This window comes from Methylobacterium sp. NEAU K, assembly GCF_030700285.1.
GTDB lineage: Bacteria > Pseudomonadota > Alphaproteobacteria > Rhizobiales > Beijerinckiaceae > Methylobacterium.
The window spans coordinates 89,477-103,876 of sequence record NZ_JAUYZJ010000001.1 but is presented as its reverse complement, the minus strand read 5'-3'; the positions used below and the strand labels follow the sequence as shown (position 1 = coordinate 103,876).

Below are 14,400 nucleotides of genomic sequence, written 5' to 3'. Positions count from 1 at the left end.
ACGACCATGCTGGGCTACATCCTGCGCCGCATCGGCCTGATGGTCCCGACCTTGTTCGGGATCATGCTGATCACCTTCACGATCGTGCAGTTCGCCCCCGGGGGACCGGTGGAGCGGGTGCTGTCGCAGCTGCAGGGCCAGGGCGCGGGCGCGCTGTCGCGCGTCACCGGCGGGTCCGGCGATCTCGGGGGCGGCAGTCGGGCGATGGGCGGCGGCGAGGCCAGCTCCCGCTACCGCGGCGCGCAAGGCCTGAGCCCCGAATTCATCGCCAAGCTGGAGAAGCAGTTCGGCTTCGACAAGCCGGCGCCAGAGCGCTTCGCCAAGATGCTCTGGGACTACGTCCGGTTCGATTTCGGGCGCAGCTATTTTCGCGACGTGACCGTGATCCAGCTGATCAAGGAGCGCCTGCCGGTCTCGATCTCGCTGGGCCTGTGGATGACGCTCCTGTCCTACGCGATCTCGATCCCGCTCGGGATCCGCAAGGCCGTGAAGGACGGCGAGCGCTTCGACCGCTGGACCTCCTTCGTGGTGATCATCGGCTACGCGATCCCGGGCTTCATGTTCGGGCTGATGCTGATCATCCTGTTCGCGGGCGGGTCGTTCTACCAGTGGTTCCCGCTGCGCGGCCTGACCAGCGAGGGCTGGGAGGGTTTTTCTCCCTGGCACAGGCTCACCGACTACGCTTGGCACATGGCGCTGCCGCTCACCGCCCTGGTGATCGGCGCCTTCGCAACCTCGACCCTGCTCACAAAGAACTCGTTCCTCGACGAGATCCGCAAGCAATACGTGCTCACCGCAAGGATGAAGGGCCTGTCCGAGCGGCGGGTGCTCTACGGCCACGTCTTCCGCAACGCCATGCTGATCGTGATCGCGGGCTTCCCCGGCGCCTTCATCTCGGCCTTCTTCACAGGCTCGCTGCTGATCGAGACGATCTTTTCGCTGGACGGCCTGGGCGAATTGTCGTTCCGGGCGATCGTCGGTCGCGATTACCCGGTGGTGTTCGCGACGCTCTACATTTTCTCCCTGCTCGGGCTGGCCGTGAACCTCCTGTCGGACCTGATCTACGTCTGGATCGACCCGCGCATCGATTTTTCGGCACGCGCGACGTGAAGCCGGCGGTCGATGGTCCGTCAGCCGATCGGGGTGCCGCCGGCGCCGGCTCGGCCGTCGCGCGCGTCGGCCGCGGGGACGGCAAGGCCCAGGAGCTGCGCGATCTCACCCCCTTCCGGACCGCCGATGAGATCCGCCAGCGTGTAGCTGTCGAGGACGGCGAGGAAGGCCGCCAGCGCCTCGCCGAGGGCCCGACGTAAGCGGCATGGCGCGGTGATCGCGCAGGCGCCGTTGTCGAAGCACTCGACCAGCGCGAGATCGTCCTCGGTCTGGCGCACGACCGCGCCGATGACGATCTCGGCAGGAGGCTTCGCCAGCCGCAGACCGCCGCCCCGCCCCCGGATCGTCCGGATCAGCCCCAGGCGTCCCAGCTGATGAACCACCTTGGTCAGGTGGTTTTCCGAGATGCCGTAGGCCCGCGCGATCTCGGCGATCGAGCTCTGCCCGGGCTCGTGCAGGCCGACGTAGATCAGGGTGCGCAGGGCGTAATCGGTATAGCGGGTCAGACGCATTTCAACTCCAGAACGCCCCGTTCTTCGAGACTTCGATGGTCCGGGCTCATCGGCGGCTGGTCGCATGCGAGAGACGCCTCCGGTGCTCGCCGGCCCAAGGGCGCTCCTCCCGGCCATCCGCCCGACATCCCGGCGCCCGGACATAAGGTATATATAACTTGCATCTTTTACACGGCCGAGCTAAAAGATGTATGTCCGATGCACCTTTCAGAGTTGCAGCTATGCCCACACCGCTCGCCCCCGCTACCGTTGCCACCATCAAGGCCACCGTGCCCGCCCTGGAGGCGCACGGTCTGACCATCACCCGGCGCATGTACGAGCGCCTGTTCCAGAACGCGGAGATGCGCGACCTCTTCAACCAGTCGCACCATGGCGAGACCGGCTCGCAGCCCAAGGCGCTTGCCCAGGCCGTTCTGGCCTACGCCCGCAACATCGACAATCTCGGCGCCCTCGGGGGGGCGGTCGAGCGCATCGCGCAGAAGCACGTCGCGCTCAACATCCTGCCGGAGCACTATCCCCACGTGGCCGACGCCCTGCTGGGCGCCATCGGCGATGTGCTCGGCGAGGCCGCGACACCCGAAATCTGCGCCGCCTGGGGCGAGGCGTATTGGTTCCTGGCAGAGCTTCTGATCGGCCGCGAGGCCACGATCTACCGGGAGCTTGCCGCCAAGCCCGGTGGCTGGAACGGCTGGCGTGACTTCGTCGTCGAGAGCGATTGTCCGGAGAGTGAGACCATCCGCTCCCTGATCCTGGTCCCGGTCGATGGCGGCCCGGTGCTGCGGCACAGGCCGGGGCAGTATCTGAGCCTTCTCCTGAACCTCCCGGGCCGCGGCGTCCTGAAGCGGAACTACTCGATCTCCTGCGCGCCGAACGACCGCGCCTACCGCATCACCGTCAAGCGCGAGGGCGAGGCCGGCCGGCCCGCCGGCCTCGTCTCGAATTGGCTCCACGACCATGTGCGCCCGGGGACCGTGCTCAAGGTCGCGGCGCCGGCGGGCGAATTCTTCCTCGATGTCCAAGGCGGTGAGCCGGTGGTCCTGGTCAGCGGTGGCGTCGGGCTCACGCCGATGATGAGCATGCTGGAGACCGTCTCCGAGGTCAGCCCGGACCGGCCGACCTGGTACATCCACGCAGCCGTGAACGGCCGGGTGCATGCCATGCGCGACCATGCCCGGACCCTCGCGTCGAACCGCGGGAATCTCCGGGTGCAGACCTTCTACGCCGAACCCGAGGCGGGAGACAGGCAAGGGGAGCACTACGACCTTCCGGGATTGATCACGGCGGACTGGTTGGTGAAGCAGACCCCGCACGAGCGCGCGACCTACTACCTCTGCGGTCCCAAGCCGTTCCTGCGCGCGCTGGTGAACGGTCTCCTGCGCAACGGCGTCCCGGCCGAGCGTGTGAAATTCGAGTTCTTCGGGCCTGCCGACGAACTCATCGAGGACGCGAAGCAGGCCGCCTAAGCGGCTCCGGGGAACCGGCCCCGGTCCGAGGCGCTCCATCCGGATCCGCTCGGGCTGGGTCCCCGGCAGACCCGGGACGCGGACCTTACCGGCCTGCGCCGGTCCGCGTCCCGGACATCACGGCGCCGCCTCTGCCGCTCGGGGCCTCACGCGTCGGTGCTCGCCTCTGGAGGCCGGAGCACCTTCGGCTCCCAGCGCCCGCCCCACCGTCGCGCGCAGGGCCTGGGCGCTCCTGTAGCCCACCGCCGCCGCGACCGCCCCCGGGGGCCGTCCATCGGCCGCCAGGGCGAGCGCGCGGATCACCCGGGCTCGCGCCCGCCAGTCGCCGAAACTGAGGCCGGTCTCCGCGCGGAACCCGCGGGTCAGCGTCCGCCGGCTCGCCCCGGCGCGGTCGGCCCAGGCGTCGAGATCGTCCTCGCAGGCCGGATCCTCGATCAGGCCGAGGCAGACCCGGCGCAGGCGGGCATCGCGGGGTAGCGGCAGGGCGAGCGGGGTCTCGGGGGCGCGGCCGATCTCATCGAGCACCAGGGCGGCGAGATGGCCGCCGCGGTCCGCCTCGTCGTAGAGCACCGGCTCCTCGCCGAGGGCTGCCAGGGCGGCGGCCAGCAACGGCGACACCAGGATCACCCGGCAGCTCCCCGGGAAGGCCGCCACGGCGGCCGGGTCGAGATAGGCCGAGCACATCGCCACCGCGCCGTGCGTCGCCACCGCGTGCGGAAGCCGCGGCGGGATCCACAGGGCATGGCCCTCCGGCACGACCCAAGTGCCGTCCTCGGCCGACGCCATCATCAGGCCCGCGGTTGCGTAGAGGAGCTGCGCGCGCGGGTGGAAGTGCCGGTCCAGGTACATACCGGCCGCGTAGGCCTTGGGCATCACCGCCACCGCGCGGGGCACGTCCTGATAGTCTGCCGCGTCGGTCGAACGACCGTTCTGGGACCGGATGCCCGACGCAAATGGCCCGTTTGCATACATATCCGGCCCGACGCCTCCATCGGGTCAGGCTATCAAGGTTCGGTCCCGGAGGATACGCCGCGATGGATTCGGAAACACTGTCCCGCCGCACGCTGCGCTTCGTCAACATCGCGCATGCCCTCGACCATTTCGTGCTGCTGATCTACCCCACGGCGGTCATCGCCATCGCGGCCCAGACGGGGCTCGGCTACGGCGAGCTGATCGGCCTCGCCACCGGCGCCTTCGTGGCCTTCGGCCTGTGCTCGCTGCCGATGGGCTGGCTCGCGGACCGGTTCGGCCGGCGCACCATGCTGGCGGTCTTCTTCCTCGGCTACGGGATGTCCTGCCTCGGGGTGGCGAGCGCCTCGACCCCGCTGGGCTTCGCCCTCTGGCTCTGCGTGCTCGGCCTCGCCTCGGCGATCTACCACCCGGTCGGCTCGACCATGCTGGTGACCCATGCCCGGCGGCTCGGGCGCGACCTCGGCCTCAACGGCGTCTGGGGCAATTTCGGCGCGGCCTCGGCCTCCGGGGTTACCGCGCTGCTCGCCGCCACCGTCGGCTGGCGCGCGGCCTTCGTGGTGCCGGGCCTGATTTGCCTCGCCTGCGGGGCCGCCTTCCTGGCGCTGGTGCCCGGCGACGGCGAGGCCGCCGGGACGAAGGCCGGCGGGGCAGCGGTCATTCCGGTGACCCGGCCCTGGGCGCTGATGGCGATGTTCGCGCTGGCGATCTTCGCCGGCGGCCTGACCTTCAACCTGACCACGATCAGCCTGCCAAAGGTGATCGACGAGGGCGTCGGCCACGCGCTGCCGCTGGCGCTGATCGGATCGATCGCGACGCTGGTGTTCCTGTTCGGCGCCCTGATGCAGCTCGCCATGGGCCGCCTGATCGACCGCTACAGCCTGCCGTCGCTGTTCGTGGCGCTCTCTGTCCTGCAGCCGCTGGGGCTCGGGATCGCCGCCGTCTCCACAGGCCTGCCGCTGCTCGCCGGCCTCGTGCTGGCGATGACGGCGATCTACGGGCAGGTGGTGATCAACGACGCGATGATCGCCCGCTACGTGCCCCCCGCCTACCGGGCGCGGGCCTACAGCGTGCGCTATTTCGTGGGCTTCACCGCGAGCGGCTTCGTGGTCCCGGCCATCGCGCTCCTGCACGATCGCGGTGGCTTCTCGCTGGTGCTCGGCTGCGCCGCCGCCTGCGGGGCGGTGATCTGGCTCTCGGCGATCGGCTTCCTCCGGCTGACGCAGGGCGGTGTGCGACCCGCCCTGGCGGCGGCCGAGTAGGCCCGGCGTTTGCGGCCCCGGGCCGGCGCTGCTACGCGGCGATGGTTCGACCCGCGAGCCTGCCGTGACCGCATTGTCTCTCGTCATCCGGCCCGAGCGGCCGGAGGACGCCCCCGCCATCGAGCGCCTCCAGGCTCGTGCCTTCGGCCCCGGCCGCTTCGCCCGAACCGCCTATCGCCTGCGCGAGGGGGCGGCCGAGCGGGTCGACCTGGGCGTCACCGCCTCGGTCGGCAGCTTCCTTGTGGGCTCGGTGCGGATGGGCCCGGTGCGCAGCGGGGCGGCACGCTTCGTGATGCTCGGCCCCCTGGCGGTGGATCCGAGCTTCGAGGGCCGTGGGATCGGCAGCACCCTGACCCGGGCGGCGATCGATGCGGCGCGGCAGGCGGGCGAGGGCTTGGTGATCCTGGTGGGCGACGCGCCCTACTACAGCCGATTCGGTTTCACCCCGGTTCCGCCGGGGCGCCTGAGCCTGCCGGGACCGGTGGACCCCGCGCGCCTCCTGTGGCTGGAGCTGGCGGCCGGGTTCTGCGAGGGCGTCTCCGGCCTCGTCGAGGCGGTGCGCGCATAGGGGGCCCGAGCGGCATATCGGCGTCGCGCCGCGCGGCCACAGCGGAGGAGGCCGACCCGGACCTCGATGTGTCAAGGATCGCCCCGCCCGACCGAATGCGTCAGGCGGGGCAAGCCGGGTCGCCGTTACCGACGGGTGCCGGACCCGGAAGTCCCGGAGGTTCCGGTCCCCGAACCGCCCATCCGCGACGTCGAGCCGGTCGTGTCCGAGGTGCCCGACTTCATCTCGTGACCCGGCGCATACCCGGACGCTCCGGGGCTGCCCGCCTTGCTTCCGCGGTCCTGCATCTCGTGACCCGGCGTCCGGGACGATGCGCCCTGCTCGGCCGCGAAGGCGCTCCCGCCGAGAGCCAGCGTGGCGAGGACGATCATGGGCAAGCGCTGCATGGCGATTCTCCTTCTGGTTGTTGGCCCTCAATTCCGAACCCGCCGGGACCGTTCCAAAACGGCGATCCCAGGCACGCGGCACCAGAGCCTCACGCACGCCGCAGCGCCAGCGCGGCGATCAGCCCGGCCGCCAGCAGCGCCAGCGCCACGGGGGTCGCCGAGGTCGCGGGCCACGCGGAGGCCGCGGCCGTGAACAGCGCGCCGAAGGTCATCTGCGTGAAGCCGTAGAGGCTGGAGGCGGAGCCGGCCGCATGCGGATCGACGTTCATCAGGCCCGCCACCGCGTTGGGGCTGAGCAGGCCGACGCCCACCGCGTAGGCGAAGAGCGGCACGATCAGGCTGACGACGCCGAGCATACCCGTCCGGTCGATGGCCAGCAGCGACAGCGCCGCCGCGATGCAGAGGAGGTTGCCGCGCCGCGCCGCCTTTCGGATCGGCATCCGCGCGGCGAGGTGGCTCGCCAGCACGGCGCCGCCGACCATGCCGAACACCACGATCAGGCAATCGAACCCGACCTCCTGCGACGAGCGCCCGAGCCGATCCACGAGGAGGAACGGCGCCACCGCCAGGAACGCATAGAGGCTGGTGCCGCCGCAGGCCCCCGCCACCAGGTAGGCGCGGAACACCGGCACCCGCACCAGCCGTAGGTAGCCGGCCAGCACCGCGCCGAATCCCGGCAGCGCCACCTTGTGCCGGTTGGTCTCCGGCAGGGTGAAGACCACCAGGGCTCCGAGCAGGGCGACGATCCCGGCCAGAACCACGAACACGGCGCGCCAGCCGAAGGCCTCGTTGACCACGCCGCCGATCGCGGGCGCGAGGGCCGGCGTGAGCGTCATCGCGGTGGTCAGGATCGCCAGCTTCCGGGCGGCGTCCTCGCGGGTCGAGACGTCCCGCACCATCGCCCGGCCGATCACCAGGGATCCGCAGGCGCCGAGCGACTGCAGGACGCGCGCCACCAGCAGGACGCCGATATTCGGTGCGGGAATCGCCAGCAGCAGCCCGGCGAGATAGAGGCCGAGCCCGCCGATCAGGATCGGCCGGCGGCCGTAGCGATCCGAGAGCGGACCGTAGAGGAGCTGACCGCCGGCGAGCCCGATCAGGTAGACGGTGATTGTGAGCTGCGCGCCGGCGGTGGTGGTGCCGAGGTCGGCGGCAGCGGCGGCGAGCGCGGGCACGAAGATGTGCAGGGCCACCGTGCCGGTCATGGTCACGGCGACCAGCAACGGCAGGGGCGCCCGGCGCTCCGCCGCATCGGGACCTCGATCTGGCAAGGGAGGTTCCTTCGCGGTTTCCGACCCGGTCGAAGGTCGGGTCGCGGCCGTCCGAAGGCAAAGGCCGGGCCTGAGCCCGGCCCGCTCACCCGGTGCTAGGGCTTGGGTGTCGGCAGCGGCGCATTCTCGTCCTTCGTCGGGCCGCCGATCTCAAGGTCCTTGGCCCGGTCCACCGCCTCGGGGTTGGCCTGCGCCGGCGGCTCCTTGGCGGCCGGGGAAGACGGCGCGGTCGGCTCGGCCGGGATCAGGCTCGAGGGCGTGCCCTGCTGGTCGCCGTCATGGGCGCTGGCCGGCGGCGACGGCGCGTTGCGGTCGCTCGATTCGCCGGTCGTGCGCGGGCTGCCCGGGGACTTTTCCTGGACCGGCGGGGCGGTACCGGTGTCGGCCGGCTTGGCCGGGCTTTCCGCGCCCTCGGACGGCTTCGACGCGGCCGGCTTGGCGGCGGACGGCTTATCCTCGGGCTTGGCCGCCGCGGGGGTCGCCGCCGGCGGCGCATCGCCCTTCTCGACGGCGGGCAGCGGCTTGGGCGCGTCCGCGTTGGTGCGCAAGTAGGCGATGACGTTGGCACGCTCCTGCGGCGAAGCGATGCCGGCGAACGCCATCTTGGTTCCCTTCGCGTAGGCCTTCGGGTTCGTCAGGAACTCGTCGAGGTCGGCGTAGGTCCAGGCCCCGCCCTTCTCCTTGAGGGCCGCCGAATACTCGAAGCCGGGATGCGAGCCCTTCGGCCGCTCCACGACGCCGTACAGGTCCGGGCCGACCTTGTTGGGGCCGCCCTTCTCGAAATTATGGCAGGCGTGGCAGGCCTTGGTGCCGGCCTCACCCTTTTCGGCATTGGCGCTCGCGAGCCGGACGGCGATCGGCTCGACCTTGGCGGCCTCCGGCGCGGCGGCGGCACTCTGGGGCTCGGGCTCGGGCAGGTCGTAGCCGGCTTTTCCAGCCGGTCTCGGATGGTAGATCAGCTCGGCGACGAAACCCGATCCAGCCGCGAACAATAGGGCGCCGAGGACGGCGCCGAGGACCTTGTTCACCTCGAACGAGTTCATGCTCTTCTCTCGATCTGCCCGCGCCCGCCACGGGTTGGCCGGGACGCAGGACCTTGGAAGATTTCAAGGGTGCTTAGCCGTTCCGGCACGATCTTGACAATGGCAGTGGTGGGATCCGCACTGTCGCGGGGACGAACCGCAGAGCCAAATTGCCCAGCTTGTCACCCGCCGGCAGCATTCTTCCGGCTTGTCGGGTCTCCTCCCGGTCCGGGCCGGGGGACGACAACCGGGGATGGGCCTGATAAGCAGCCGCGCCCGCCCGCGGACTCGTCGCCTCAGGTCCGAGCACCCATGTCCGATCCCCTGATCTTGATTCCAGCCCGCCTCGCGGCGACGCGACTGCCGAACAAGCCGCTCGCCGAGATCGCCGGCGAGGCGATGATCGTACATGTCTGGCGCCGGGCCGTCGCGGCAGGCATCGGCCCCGTGGTGGTCGCCACCGACACGGCGGAGATCGCCCGGACCGTGGAGGCCGCGGGGGGCCTCGCCGTGATGACCCGGGCCGACCATCCGTCCGGGTCTGACCGTCTCGCGGAGGCCCTGGAGGCCGTCGATCCCCAAGGGCACCACGACGTGGTGGTCAACGTGCAGGGCGACCTGCCGACCATCGACCCTGCGATCATCGGGGCGTCGGTCGCCCCGCTGGCCGACCGGGCCGTGGACATCGTCACGCTCTGCGCGCCGATCACCGACGCGCATGAGGCGGACAACCCCAATGTGGTCAAGCTCGTGGGCCACGCGGTCGGCCCCGGCCGCCTCCGCGCCCTCTACTTCACCCGCGCCCGCGCCCCCTGGGGCGAAGGGCCGCTCTGGCACCATATCGGCCTCTACGCCTACCGCCGCACCGCGCTGACCCGTTTCGTCGCCCTGCCCCCGGGGGAGCTGGAGACCCGGGAGAAGCTGGAGCAGCTGCGGGCGCTCGAGGCGGGGATGCGGATCGACGCCGTCATCGTCGACGACCTGCCGCTGGGCGTCGACACGCCCGCCGACCTGGAGCGCGCCCGCGCCCTGCTCCAATCCCGCCGCCTGAACTGAACGCGTGACCGAATCCTTGCCGACCATGACCGACCGCACCATCGCCTATCAGGGTGAGCCCGGGGCCAACTCGCATATCATCTGCTCCCAGGCGTTCCCGGACTGGACCGCCCTGCCCTGCGCCACCTTCGAAGACGCTTTCGCGGCGGTCACGGAGGGTCGGGCCCAGCGGGCGATGATCCCGATCGAGAACTCCATCGCGGGTCGCGTGGCCGACATCCACCACCTGATCCCGACCTCGCCGCTGCATATCGTGGCCGAGCACTTCCTGCCGATCCACTTCCAGCTGATGGTGCTGCCCGGCACGTCGGTCGAGACCCTGCGGAGCGTGCACAGCCACGTCCATGCCCTCGGCCAGTGCCGCCGGATCGTCCGGCGCCTCGGCCTGAAGGCGGTCGTGGCCGGCGACACCGCCGGGGCCGCGCGCGAGGTCGCGGAGATCGGCGACCCCAGCCGGGCCGCGCTGGCGCCCGCGCTCGCCGCCGAGGTCTACGGCCTCGACATCCTGGAGCGCGACGTCGAGGACGAGGCGCACAACACCACCCGCTTCGTGGTGTTCTCGCCGGACCCCGAGCCGATCGCGGCGACGGGCCCATGCGTGACGAGCTTCGTCTTCCGCGTCCGCAACATCCCGGCCGCGCTCTACAAGGCGCTCGGCGGCTTCGCGACGAACGGCGTCAACATGACGAAGCTCGAGAGCTACATGATGGACGGCGAGTTCACCGCCACGCAGTTCTACGCGGAGGTGGACGGCCATCCCGAGGATCCGGGCCTCGCCCGCGCGCTCGACGAGCTCGGCTACTTCTCGCGCGAGCTGCGGGTGATCGGCATCTACCCGGCCCACCCGTTCCGCGAGGCGGCGCGTCCGGCCGCGGAGTGACGCCCCTCACTCCCGCCGCAGCACCCGGTCCACGGCCAGGTCGGACCAGAATCCGGGCCGGAAATCGCGCTTGAGCGCCTCCGGGTCGTAGACGGTCTCGACCCAGGTCAGGAAGTCGATGCCGTTCGCCTCCCCCTCCGCGCGGTAGCGGGCGAAGAACGCGTCGAGGATACCGGTCTTGGCGAAGCGGAGGTGGCCGTAGCGGGCCGAGAGCTGCCGGGCGGCCTCGGCCACGGGGCGGCCCTCGTGGAGGATGAGATAGAGGGCCGAGGCCAGTCCGGCCCGGTCGGCCCCCGACTTGCAGTGCATCACCGCCGGGTACTGGATGCCCGCGAAGAAGGCCTTCGCGCCGAGAATCGTGGCGCGGTCGGGGGCCTCCCGGGAGCGCAGCACGAACTCGACCAGGGTGAGGCCGTGGCGCTCGCAGGCCTCCCGTTGAAGCGGCCAGGACCCGTGCTCGCGCCCGCCGCGCAGGGAGATGATCGTGCGTACGCCCTCGGCGCGGAACCGGGCGAGCTGGTGCGGGCCGGGCTGGGCCGAGCGCCAGAGGCCTCCGGAACCGACCCGGTGGCGGTTGAGGTAGGCCAGCCGGAACACCCCGTGGTCGATCAGCAGCATGTTCGCCCACGCCCTCAGCCGGTCGCCGGGTCCCGCGATCGGCCGCTCGAAGCGGGCGATCCGGGCCATGCGCCGCGCGTAGCGCGTCTCGGGCTTGAGGAAGCGGTTGAACAAGGTCGGTGTGCTGCTGCGGAGGTGGGACCGCCTCTATCAGCCGCCCGGAAGGCCCGCAATTCGTGCGCGGGGCGGGAGGTCGGGTCCGATGTCCGACGCCGAGCCGTCGGGTCCCGGAGAATCGGCGCCGATCTTGCCTTCACTCCGCCCGGATCGGGATCGAACCTGGGCGAACTGCGCGGGTTATCCGACAGTCGGACGAGGGGAGGCTTGAGGCCCATGAGTACGCGCACCACGAGCATCCGCCGGGCTCGCGAGGCCGATCTCCTCGGTGCCTTGTCGCGGGTGTTCGACGCCTCGTGGCGCGAGGCCTATCGCGGCATCATACCGGGGGTGGCGCTGGAGCGACTGATCGCCGGCCGGGACCGCGCATGGTGGCGCAGCGCCCTGCGCCGCGGCCGCCCGATCGCGGTCGTCGACACAGGCGACCTGGTGGTCGGCTACGCGGCCTACGGGCGCACGCGCAGCCGCGCGCTCGGCACCGACGCGGAGATCGACGAGATCTATCTCCTGCCGGAATACCAAGGCATCGGCCTCGGACGCCGCCTGTTCAAGGCGGTTCGCAACGACCTCGCGGATCACGGGCTGAGCCGGCTCGGCGTCTGGAGCCTGGAAGACAATGTTCGGGCCGCCGCCTTCTACGAGGGGCTCGGCGGCCAGCCGGGTCCGCGGGTTCTGGACCGGGTCGCGGGGGTCGCGCTGCCCAAGGTCGGCTATATCTTCAGCTAACGTTTTCCTGGACTCGTTGCCGAGCCGGGGGCGAGACAGATTTGCATCCCCGGACGGGGCCACTAAGAGGTCGGGGAAGCGGAACAGACCGCATCCCGGAAGCGATACGCCATGAAGATCGACGCCATCCCGCTCGGCAAGAAGCCGCCGCACGACGTCAACGTGATCGTCGAGGTGCCGCTCGGCGGCGAGCCGATCAAGTACGAGATGGACAAGGAATCCGGCGCGCTGGTCGTCGACCGCTTCCTCTATACGCCGATGTTCTATCCTGGGAACTACGGCTTCATCCCCCACACCCTGTCGGGGGACGGCGACCCCTGTGACGTGCTGGTGGCCAACACCCGCGCGGTGCTGCCGGGCGCGATCATCAGCGCGCGCCCCGTCGGCGTGATGGTGATGCAGGATGAGGGCGGCGAGGACGAGAAGGTCATCGCGGTGCCCTCCCGCCACCTGACCAAGCGCTACGACCGGGTCGAGAACTACACAGACCTGCCCGAGATCACGATCCAACAGATCCAGCACTTCTTCGAGCACTACAAGGATCTTGAGCCCGGAAAGTGGGTCAAGTTCGTCCGTTGGGGCGACAAGGAGGAAGCCCACCGGCTGATCGAGGAAGCGATCGAGCGGGCGAAGAACAAGAAGTAACTTCGGCGGCCGGCTTCTTCCGCGCGGAGCGGCCGGTCCCGCTCAGCCGTCGATGCGGCGCAGGCCGGTCCTGTAGCGCTTGGCATTTTCGACGTAGCGCAGGGCGGCCTGCCGCAGGCCCTCGACTGCCGCCGCGTCGAGGGTCCGAACGGCCTTGGCCGGCGCACCGACGATCAGGCTGTGGTCCGGAAAATCCTTGCCCTCGGTGACCAGCGCGTTCGCCCCGACGAGGCAACCGCGACCGATGCGGGCGCCGTTCAGCACCGTCGCCCCCATGCCCACGAGGCTACCGTCTCCGATCGTGCAGCCGTGGACGATGGCGCCGTGACCCACCGTGACGTCCGCGCCGATCACGAGCGGGTAACCGGGATCGACGTGCATGATCACCCCCTCCTGCACGTTGCTGCGATCGCCGATGCGGATCGGCTCGTTGTCGCCGCGCAGGGCCGCGCCGAACCAGATCCCGACATCGAGGCCGAGATGGACGCGGCCGATCACCTGCGCATCGGGCGCGATCCAGACCCGGGCGGGATCGGCAAGGTCCGGCGCATGGTCGTCGAGGGCGTAGAGCGGCATGGCTAGCTTCCGTCGCGGTGGCTGATCTCGGGGGCGGCGTTCGAGGGCCGGCGAGGCGTCGGAGCCGACGATGCTCATCGCCTGTCGCCGGAATGGCACAGGTCCGGCCGCCCTGCCAATGCTAGGCTGCCGGGACACCGGATCTGAGGCGCGGGTTTGAGGCGGATGACGCGGCTCTCGGCATCGATCGGCCTCGCGGGATTCCTGCTGGCCCAGACCGCGGTGGCGGCCGATCTGCGCGATGGCGCGCCGGCCAGCGGTTTTCTGGCGACCTGTGAGGATCTCGGGACGTTCTGCTTCGCAGAAGCCTGCGGGGGCGATCAGATCGTGGCGGCCCAGATTTGCCAGGCGCGCTGCCCGAGCGCCGCAATGATCAGCATCGTGCCGGCCACCTGCCGGATTTCAAGTGCAAGGCCTGTCGTCGTTCTCAGGCGGCGCGGCTGAGAATTGAGCATGATCCGGCACGGAACCGTGGATGGATCTGAAAGTGTTGGCGCGAAAAATTCCTCCTTCCTGCGGCAACGAAACGCGGGGCGAGGCATTGAATGTTCTCAAGCGGCCACGGTGCAGTCATGAGGACTCGGCCCGATGCTCGCCTGAAGGCGAGACCGGCAGGCTCATAATGATGAAAAGCGAAATCCACCCGCCGCGTGTGGGCCTGAATGCCGATCCGGTTCTGTACGGCGTCGCTGCGGGCTTGGCGGCGCTGTTCCCGCCGGTGATGGCACACACCCAAGCCCCGGCGGATAACGAGGGTCGGTCCGAGGATGACGAGGATCGGGAGCGGCGGGACTCGGAGTGACCGGATTCGGCTGCGCGGCATCGAACGGCGCGCTGGCTTAGAGACTCTCCCCGACGGTATCGGTCAGCTTTCGGAAAAAAGGCGATGCATCGGTCAAGGAGATCGCGCTTCGTCCTGGATCCGATGTCCAGGCCGATGCGCGAGCGCCGGATCGAGACTGAACGCCTTCCCGTCAGGCGGCCAGCCGGGAGATCAGCAACAGCGTCGCCAGCACCGGCGCGGCCGCGGCGAGCCAGAGCGCGCCGGGATGAAATCCCATTGGTGCGGTGAAGCGCAGGGACAGCGACACACCGGGGCGAAAGGGTACTCTCTGCCCGAAACCGATCCCGACTGGCATCCGTCGCCTCCTCGATACAGGAGGAGGAAGTCCCTGCGGCCCTCAAAGTCCGCTGAATCGGAAGACGCGATCGTGTGGCG

At 70.3% G+C, this 14,400-nt stretch carries 18 protein-coding genes; 9 read left to right on the top strand and 9 right to left on the bottom strand.

Features of this window, described 5'->3' with window-relative positions:
* Positions 1-6: 6 nt before the first annotated feature.
* The gene (locus tag Q8W67_RS00485; protein WP_305539128.1) at positions 7-1,110 is read left to right on the top strand and encodes a microcin C ABC transporter permease YejB; all 1,104 of its coding nucleotides are present in this window, start codon (positions 7-9) and stop codon (positions 1,108-1,110) included.
* A gap of 20 nt (positions 1,111-1,130) precedes the next feature.
* Here the strand turns inward: Q8W67_RS00485 and Q8W67_RS00480 are convergent, their stop codons facing one another.
* Complete coding sequence (locus tag Q8W67_RS00480; RefSeq protein ID WP_305539126.1) at positions 1,131-1,622, bottom strand: Rrf2 family transcriptional regulator; 492 nt, start codon at positions 1,620-1,622, stop codon at positions 1,131-1,133.
* A gap of 221 nt (positions 1,623-1,843) precedes the next feature.
* Between Q8W67_RS00480 and hmpA the strand changes: the two genes are divergently transcribed.
* On the top strand, positions 1,844-3,085 hold the full coding sequence (gene hmpA, locus Q8W67_RS00475; RefSeq protein WP_305539125.1) for an NO-inducible flavohemoprotein: 1,242 nt from the start codon (positions 1,844-1,846) through the stop codon (positions 3,083-3,085).
* 117 nt (positions 3,086-3,202) lie between these two features.
* Here the strand turns inward: hmpA and Q8W67_RS00470 are convergent, their stop codons facing one another.
* On the bottom strand, positions 3,203-4,057 hold the full coding sequence (locus Q8W67_RS00470) for a helix-turn-helix domain-containing protein (protein WP_305539123.1): 855 nt from the start codon (positions 4,055-4,057) through the stop codon (positions 3,203-3,205).
* Between the two features lie 62 nt (positions 4,058-4,119).
* Here Q8W67_RS00470 and Q8W67_RS00465 point away from each other — a divergent pair, with 62 nt between their 5' ends.
* Positions 4,120-5,316 carry an MFS transporter gene (locus Q8W67_RS00465; RefSeq protein ID WP_305539121.1) on the top strand — a complete coding sequence of 399 codons (1,197 nt, stop codon included), beginning with the start codon at positions 4,120-4,122 and terminating at the stop codon, positions 5,314-5,316.
* A 64-nt stretch (positions 5,317-5,380) separates the two neighbouring features.
* Positions 5,381-5,884, top strand: a complete 504-nt coding sequence (locus Q8W67_RS00460; RefSeq protein ID WP_305539119.1) for a GNAT family N-acetyltransferase — start codon at positions 5,381-5,383, stop codon at positions 5,882-5,884.
* 125 nt (positions 5,885-6,009) lie between these two features.
* On the opposite strand, the gene Q8W67_RS00455 is transcribed toward Q8W67_RS00460, so the two are convergent.
* The 3 genes from Q8W67_RS00455 to Q8W67_RS00445 form a co-directional block, all read right to left on the bottom strand.
* Positions 6,010-6,270 carry a hypothetical protein gene (locus Q8W67_RS00455; protein WP_305539118.1) on the bottom strand — a complete coding sequence of 87 codons (261 nt, stop codon included), beginning with the start codon at positions 6,268-6,270 and terminating at the stop codon, positions 6,010-6,012.
* Positions 6,271-6,359: 89 nt separating this feature from the next.
* A complete protein-coding gene (locus Q8W67_RS00450) occupies positions 6,360-7,541 on the bottom strand; it encodes a multidrug effflux MFS transporter (RefSeq protein ID WP_305539116.1) in 1,182 nt (393 codons plus the stop codon).
* A 95-nt stretch (positions 7,542-7,636) separates the two neighbouring features.
* A complete protein-coding gene (locus Q8W67_RS00445) occupies positions 7,637-8,584 on the bottom strand; it encodes a cytochrome c family protein (protein WP_305539114.1) in 948 nt (315 codons plus the stop codon).
* A gap of 291 nt (positions 8,585-8,875) precedes the next feature.
* Between Q8W67_RS00445 and Q8W67_RS00440 the strand changes: the two genes are divergently transcribed.
* Positions 8,876-9,619 (top strand): 3-deoxy-manno-octulosonate cytidylyltransferase, encoded by a 744-nt coding sequence (locus Q8W67_RS00440; RefSeq protein WP_305539112.1) that lies wholly within the window; start codon positions 8,876-8,878, stop codon positions 9,617-9,619.
* A gap of 25 nt (positions 9,620-9,644) precedes the next feature.
* Positions 9,645-10,499, top strand: a complete 855-nt coding sequence (locus Q8W67_RS00435) for a prephenate dehydratase (RefSeq protein ID WP_305539641.1) — start codon at positions 9,645-9,647, stop codon at positions 10,497-10,499.
* A 6-nt stretch (positions 10,500-10,505) separates the two neighbouring features.
* Here the strand turns inward: Q8W67_RS00435 and Q8W67_RS00430 are convergent, their stop codons facing one another.
* Positions 10,506-11,231: a tyrosine-protein phosphatase gene (locus tag Q8W67_RS00430; RefSeq protein WP_305539109.1), complete on the bottom strand. Its 726-nt coding sequence runs from the start codon at positions 11,229-11,231 to the stop codon at positions 10,506-10,508.
* Between the two features lie 219 nt (positions 11,232-11,450).
* Here Q8W67_RS00430 and Q8W67_RS00425 point away from each other — a divergent pair, with 219 nt between their 5' ends.
* Both Q8W67_RS00425 and ppa read left to right on the top strand, forming a co-directional pair.
* Positions 11,451-11,960, top strand: a complete 510-nt coding sequence (locus tag Q8W67_RS00425; RefSeq protein ID WP_305539107.1) for a GNAT family N-acetyltransferase — start codon at positions 11,451-11,453, stop codon at positions 11,958-11,960.
* A gap of 111 nt (positions 11,961-12,071) precedes the next feature.
* Positions 12,072-12,605 carry an inorganic diphosphatase gene (ppa, locus tag Q8W67_RS00420; protein WP_305539105.1) on the top strand — a complete coding sequence of 178 codons (534 nt, stop codon included), beginning with the start codon at positions 12,072-12,074 and terminating at the stop codon, positions 12,603-12,605.
* Between the two features lie 42 nt (positions 12,606-12,647).
* On the opposite strand, the gene Q8W67_RS00415 is transcribed toward ppa, so the two are convergent.
* Together Q8W67_RS00415 and Q8W67_RS00410 are read right to left on the bottom strand one after the other, a co-directional pair.
* Entirely contained in the window at positions 12,648-13,181 is a 534-nt protein-coding gene (locus tag Q8W67_RS00415) for a gamma carbonic anhydrase family protein (protein WP_305539103.1), read from the bottom strand.
* Positions 13,182-13,501: 320 nt separating this feature from the next.
* The gene (locus Q8W67_RS00410; RefSeq protein WP_305539101.1) at positions 13,502-13,636 is read right to left on the bottom strand and encodes a hypothetical protein; all 135 of its coding nucleotides are present in this window, start codon (positions 13,634-13,636) and stop codon (positions 13,502-13,504) included.
* A gap of 20 nt (positions 13,637-13,656) precedes the next feature.
* Here Q8W67_RS00410 and Q8W67_RS00405 point away from each other — a divergent pair, with 20 nt between their 5' ends.
* Positions 13,657-13,983 (top strand): hypothetical protein, encoded by a 327-nt coding sequence (locus Q8W67_RS00405; RefSeq protein WP_305539099.1) that lies wholly within the window; start codon positions 13,657-13,659, stop codon positions 13,981-13,983.
* 172 nt (positions 13,984-14,155) lie between these two features.
* On the opposite strand, the gene Q8W67_RS00400 is transcribed toward Q8W67_RS00405, so the two are convergent.
* Entirely contained in the window at positions 14,156-14,320 is a 165-nt protein-coding gene (locus tag Q8W67_RS00400; protein WP_305539097.1) for a hypothetical protein, read from the bottom strand.
* Positions 14,321-14,400: the final 80 nt, after the last annotated feature.

Bases quoted from the DNA above. Each gene is read 5' to 3' on its own strand.
- Q8W67_RS00485 (WP_305539128.1), top strand. From the start codon at position 7: ATGCTGGGCTACATCCTGCGCCGCATCGGCCTGATGGTCCCGACCTTG.
- Q8W67_RS00480 (WP_305539126.1), bottom strand. From the start codon at position 1,622: ATGCGTCTGACCCGCTATACCGATTACGCCCTGCGCACCCTGATCTAC.
- hmpA (WP_305539125.1), top strand. From the start codon at position 1,844: ATGCCCACACCGCTCGCCCCCGCTACCGTTGCCACCATCAAGGCCACC.
- Q8W67_RS00470 (WP_305539123.1), bottom strand. From the start codon at position 4,057: ATGTATGCAAACGGGCCATTTGCGTCGGGCATCCGGTCCCAGAACGGT.
- Q8W67_RS00465 (WP_305539121.1), top strand. From the start codon at position 4,120: ATGGATTCGGAAACACTGTCCCGCCGCACGCTGCGCTTCGTCAACATC.
- Q8W67_RS00455 (WP_305539118.1), bottom strand. From the start codon at position 6,270: ATGCAGCGCTTGCCCATGATCGTCCTCGCCACGCTGGCTCTCGGCGGG.
- Q8W67_RS00445 (WP_305539114.1), bottom strand. From the start codon at position 8,584: ATGAACTCGTTCGAGGTGAACAAGGTCCTCGGCGCCGTCCTCGGCGCC.
- Q8W67_RS00440 (WP_305539112.1), top strand. From the start codon at position 8,876: ATGTCCGATCCCCTGATCTTGATTCCAGCCCGCCTCGCGGCGACGCGA.
- Q8W67_RS00435 (WP_305539641.1), top strand. From the start codon at position 9,645: ATGACCGACCGCACCATCGCCTATCAGGGTGAGCCCGGGGCCAACTCG.
- Q8W67_RS00425 (WP_305539107.1), top strand. From the start codon at position 11,451: ATGAGTACGCGCACCACGAGCATCCGCCGGGCTCGCGAGGCCGATCTC.
- ppa (WP_305539105.1), top strand. From the start codon at position 12,072: ATGAAGATCGACGCCATCCCGCTCGGCAAGAAGCCGCCGCACGACGTC.
- Q8W67_RS00415 (WP_305539103.1), bottom strand. From the start codon at position 13,181: ATGCCGCTCTACGCCCTCGACGACCATGCGCCGGACCTTGCCGATCCC.
- Q8W67_RS00410 (WP_305539101.1), bottom strand. From the start codon at position 13,636: ATGCTCAATTCTCAGCCGCGCCGCCTGAGAACGACGACAGGCCTTGCA.
- Q8W67_RS00405 (WP_305539099.1), top strand. From the start codon at position 13,657: ATGGATCTGAAAGTGTTGGCGCGAAAAATTCCTCCTTCCTGCGGCAAC.
- Q8W67_RS00400 (WP_305539097.1), bottom strand. From the start codon at position 14,320: ATGCCAGTCGGGATCGGTTTCGGGCAGAGAGTACCCTTTCGCCCCGGT.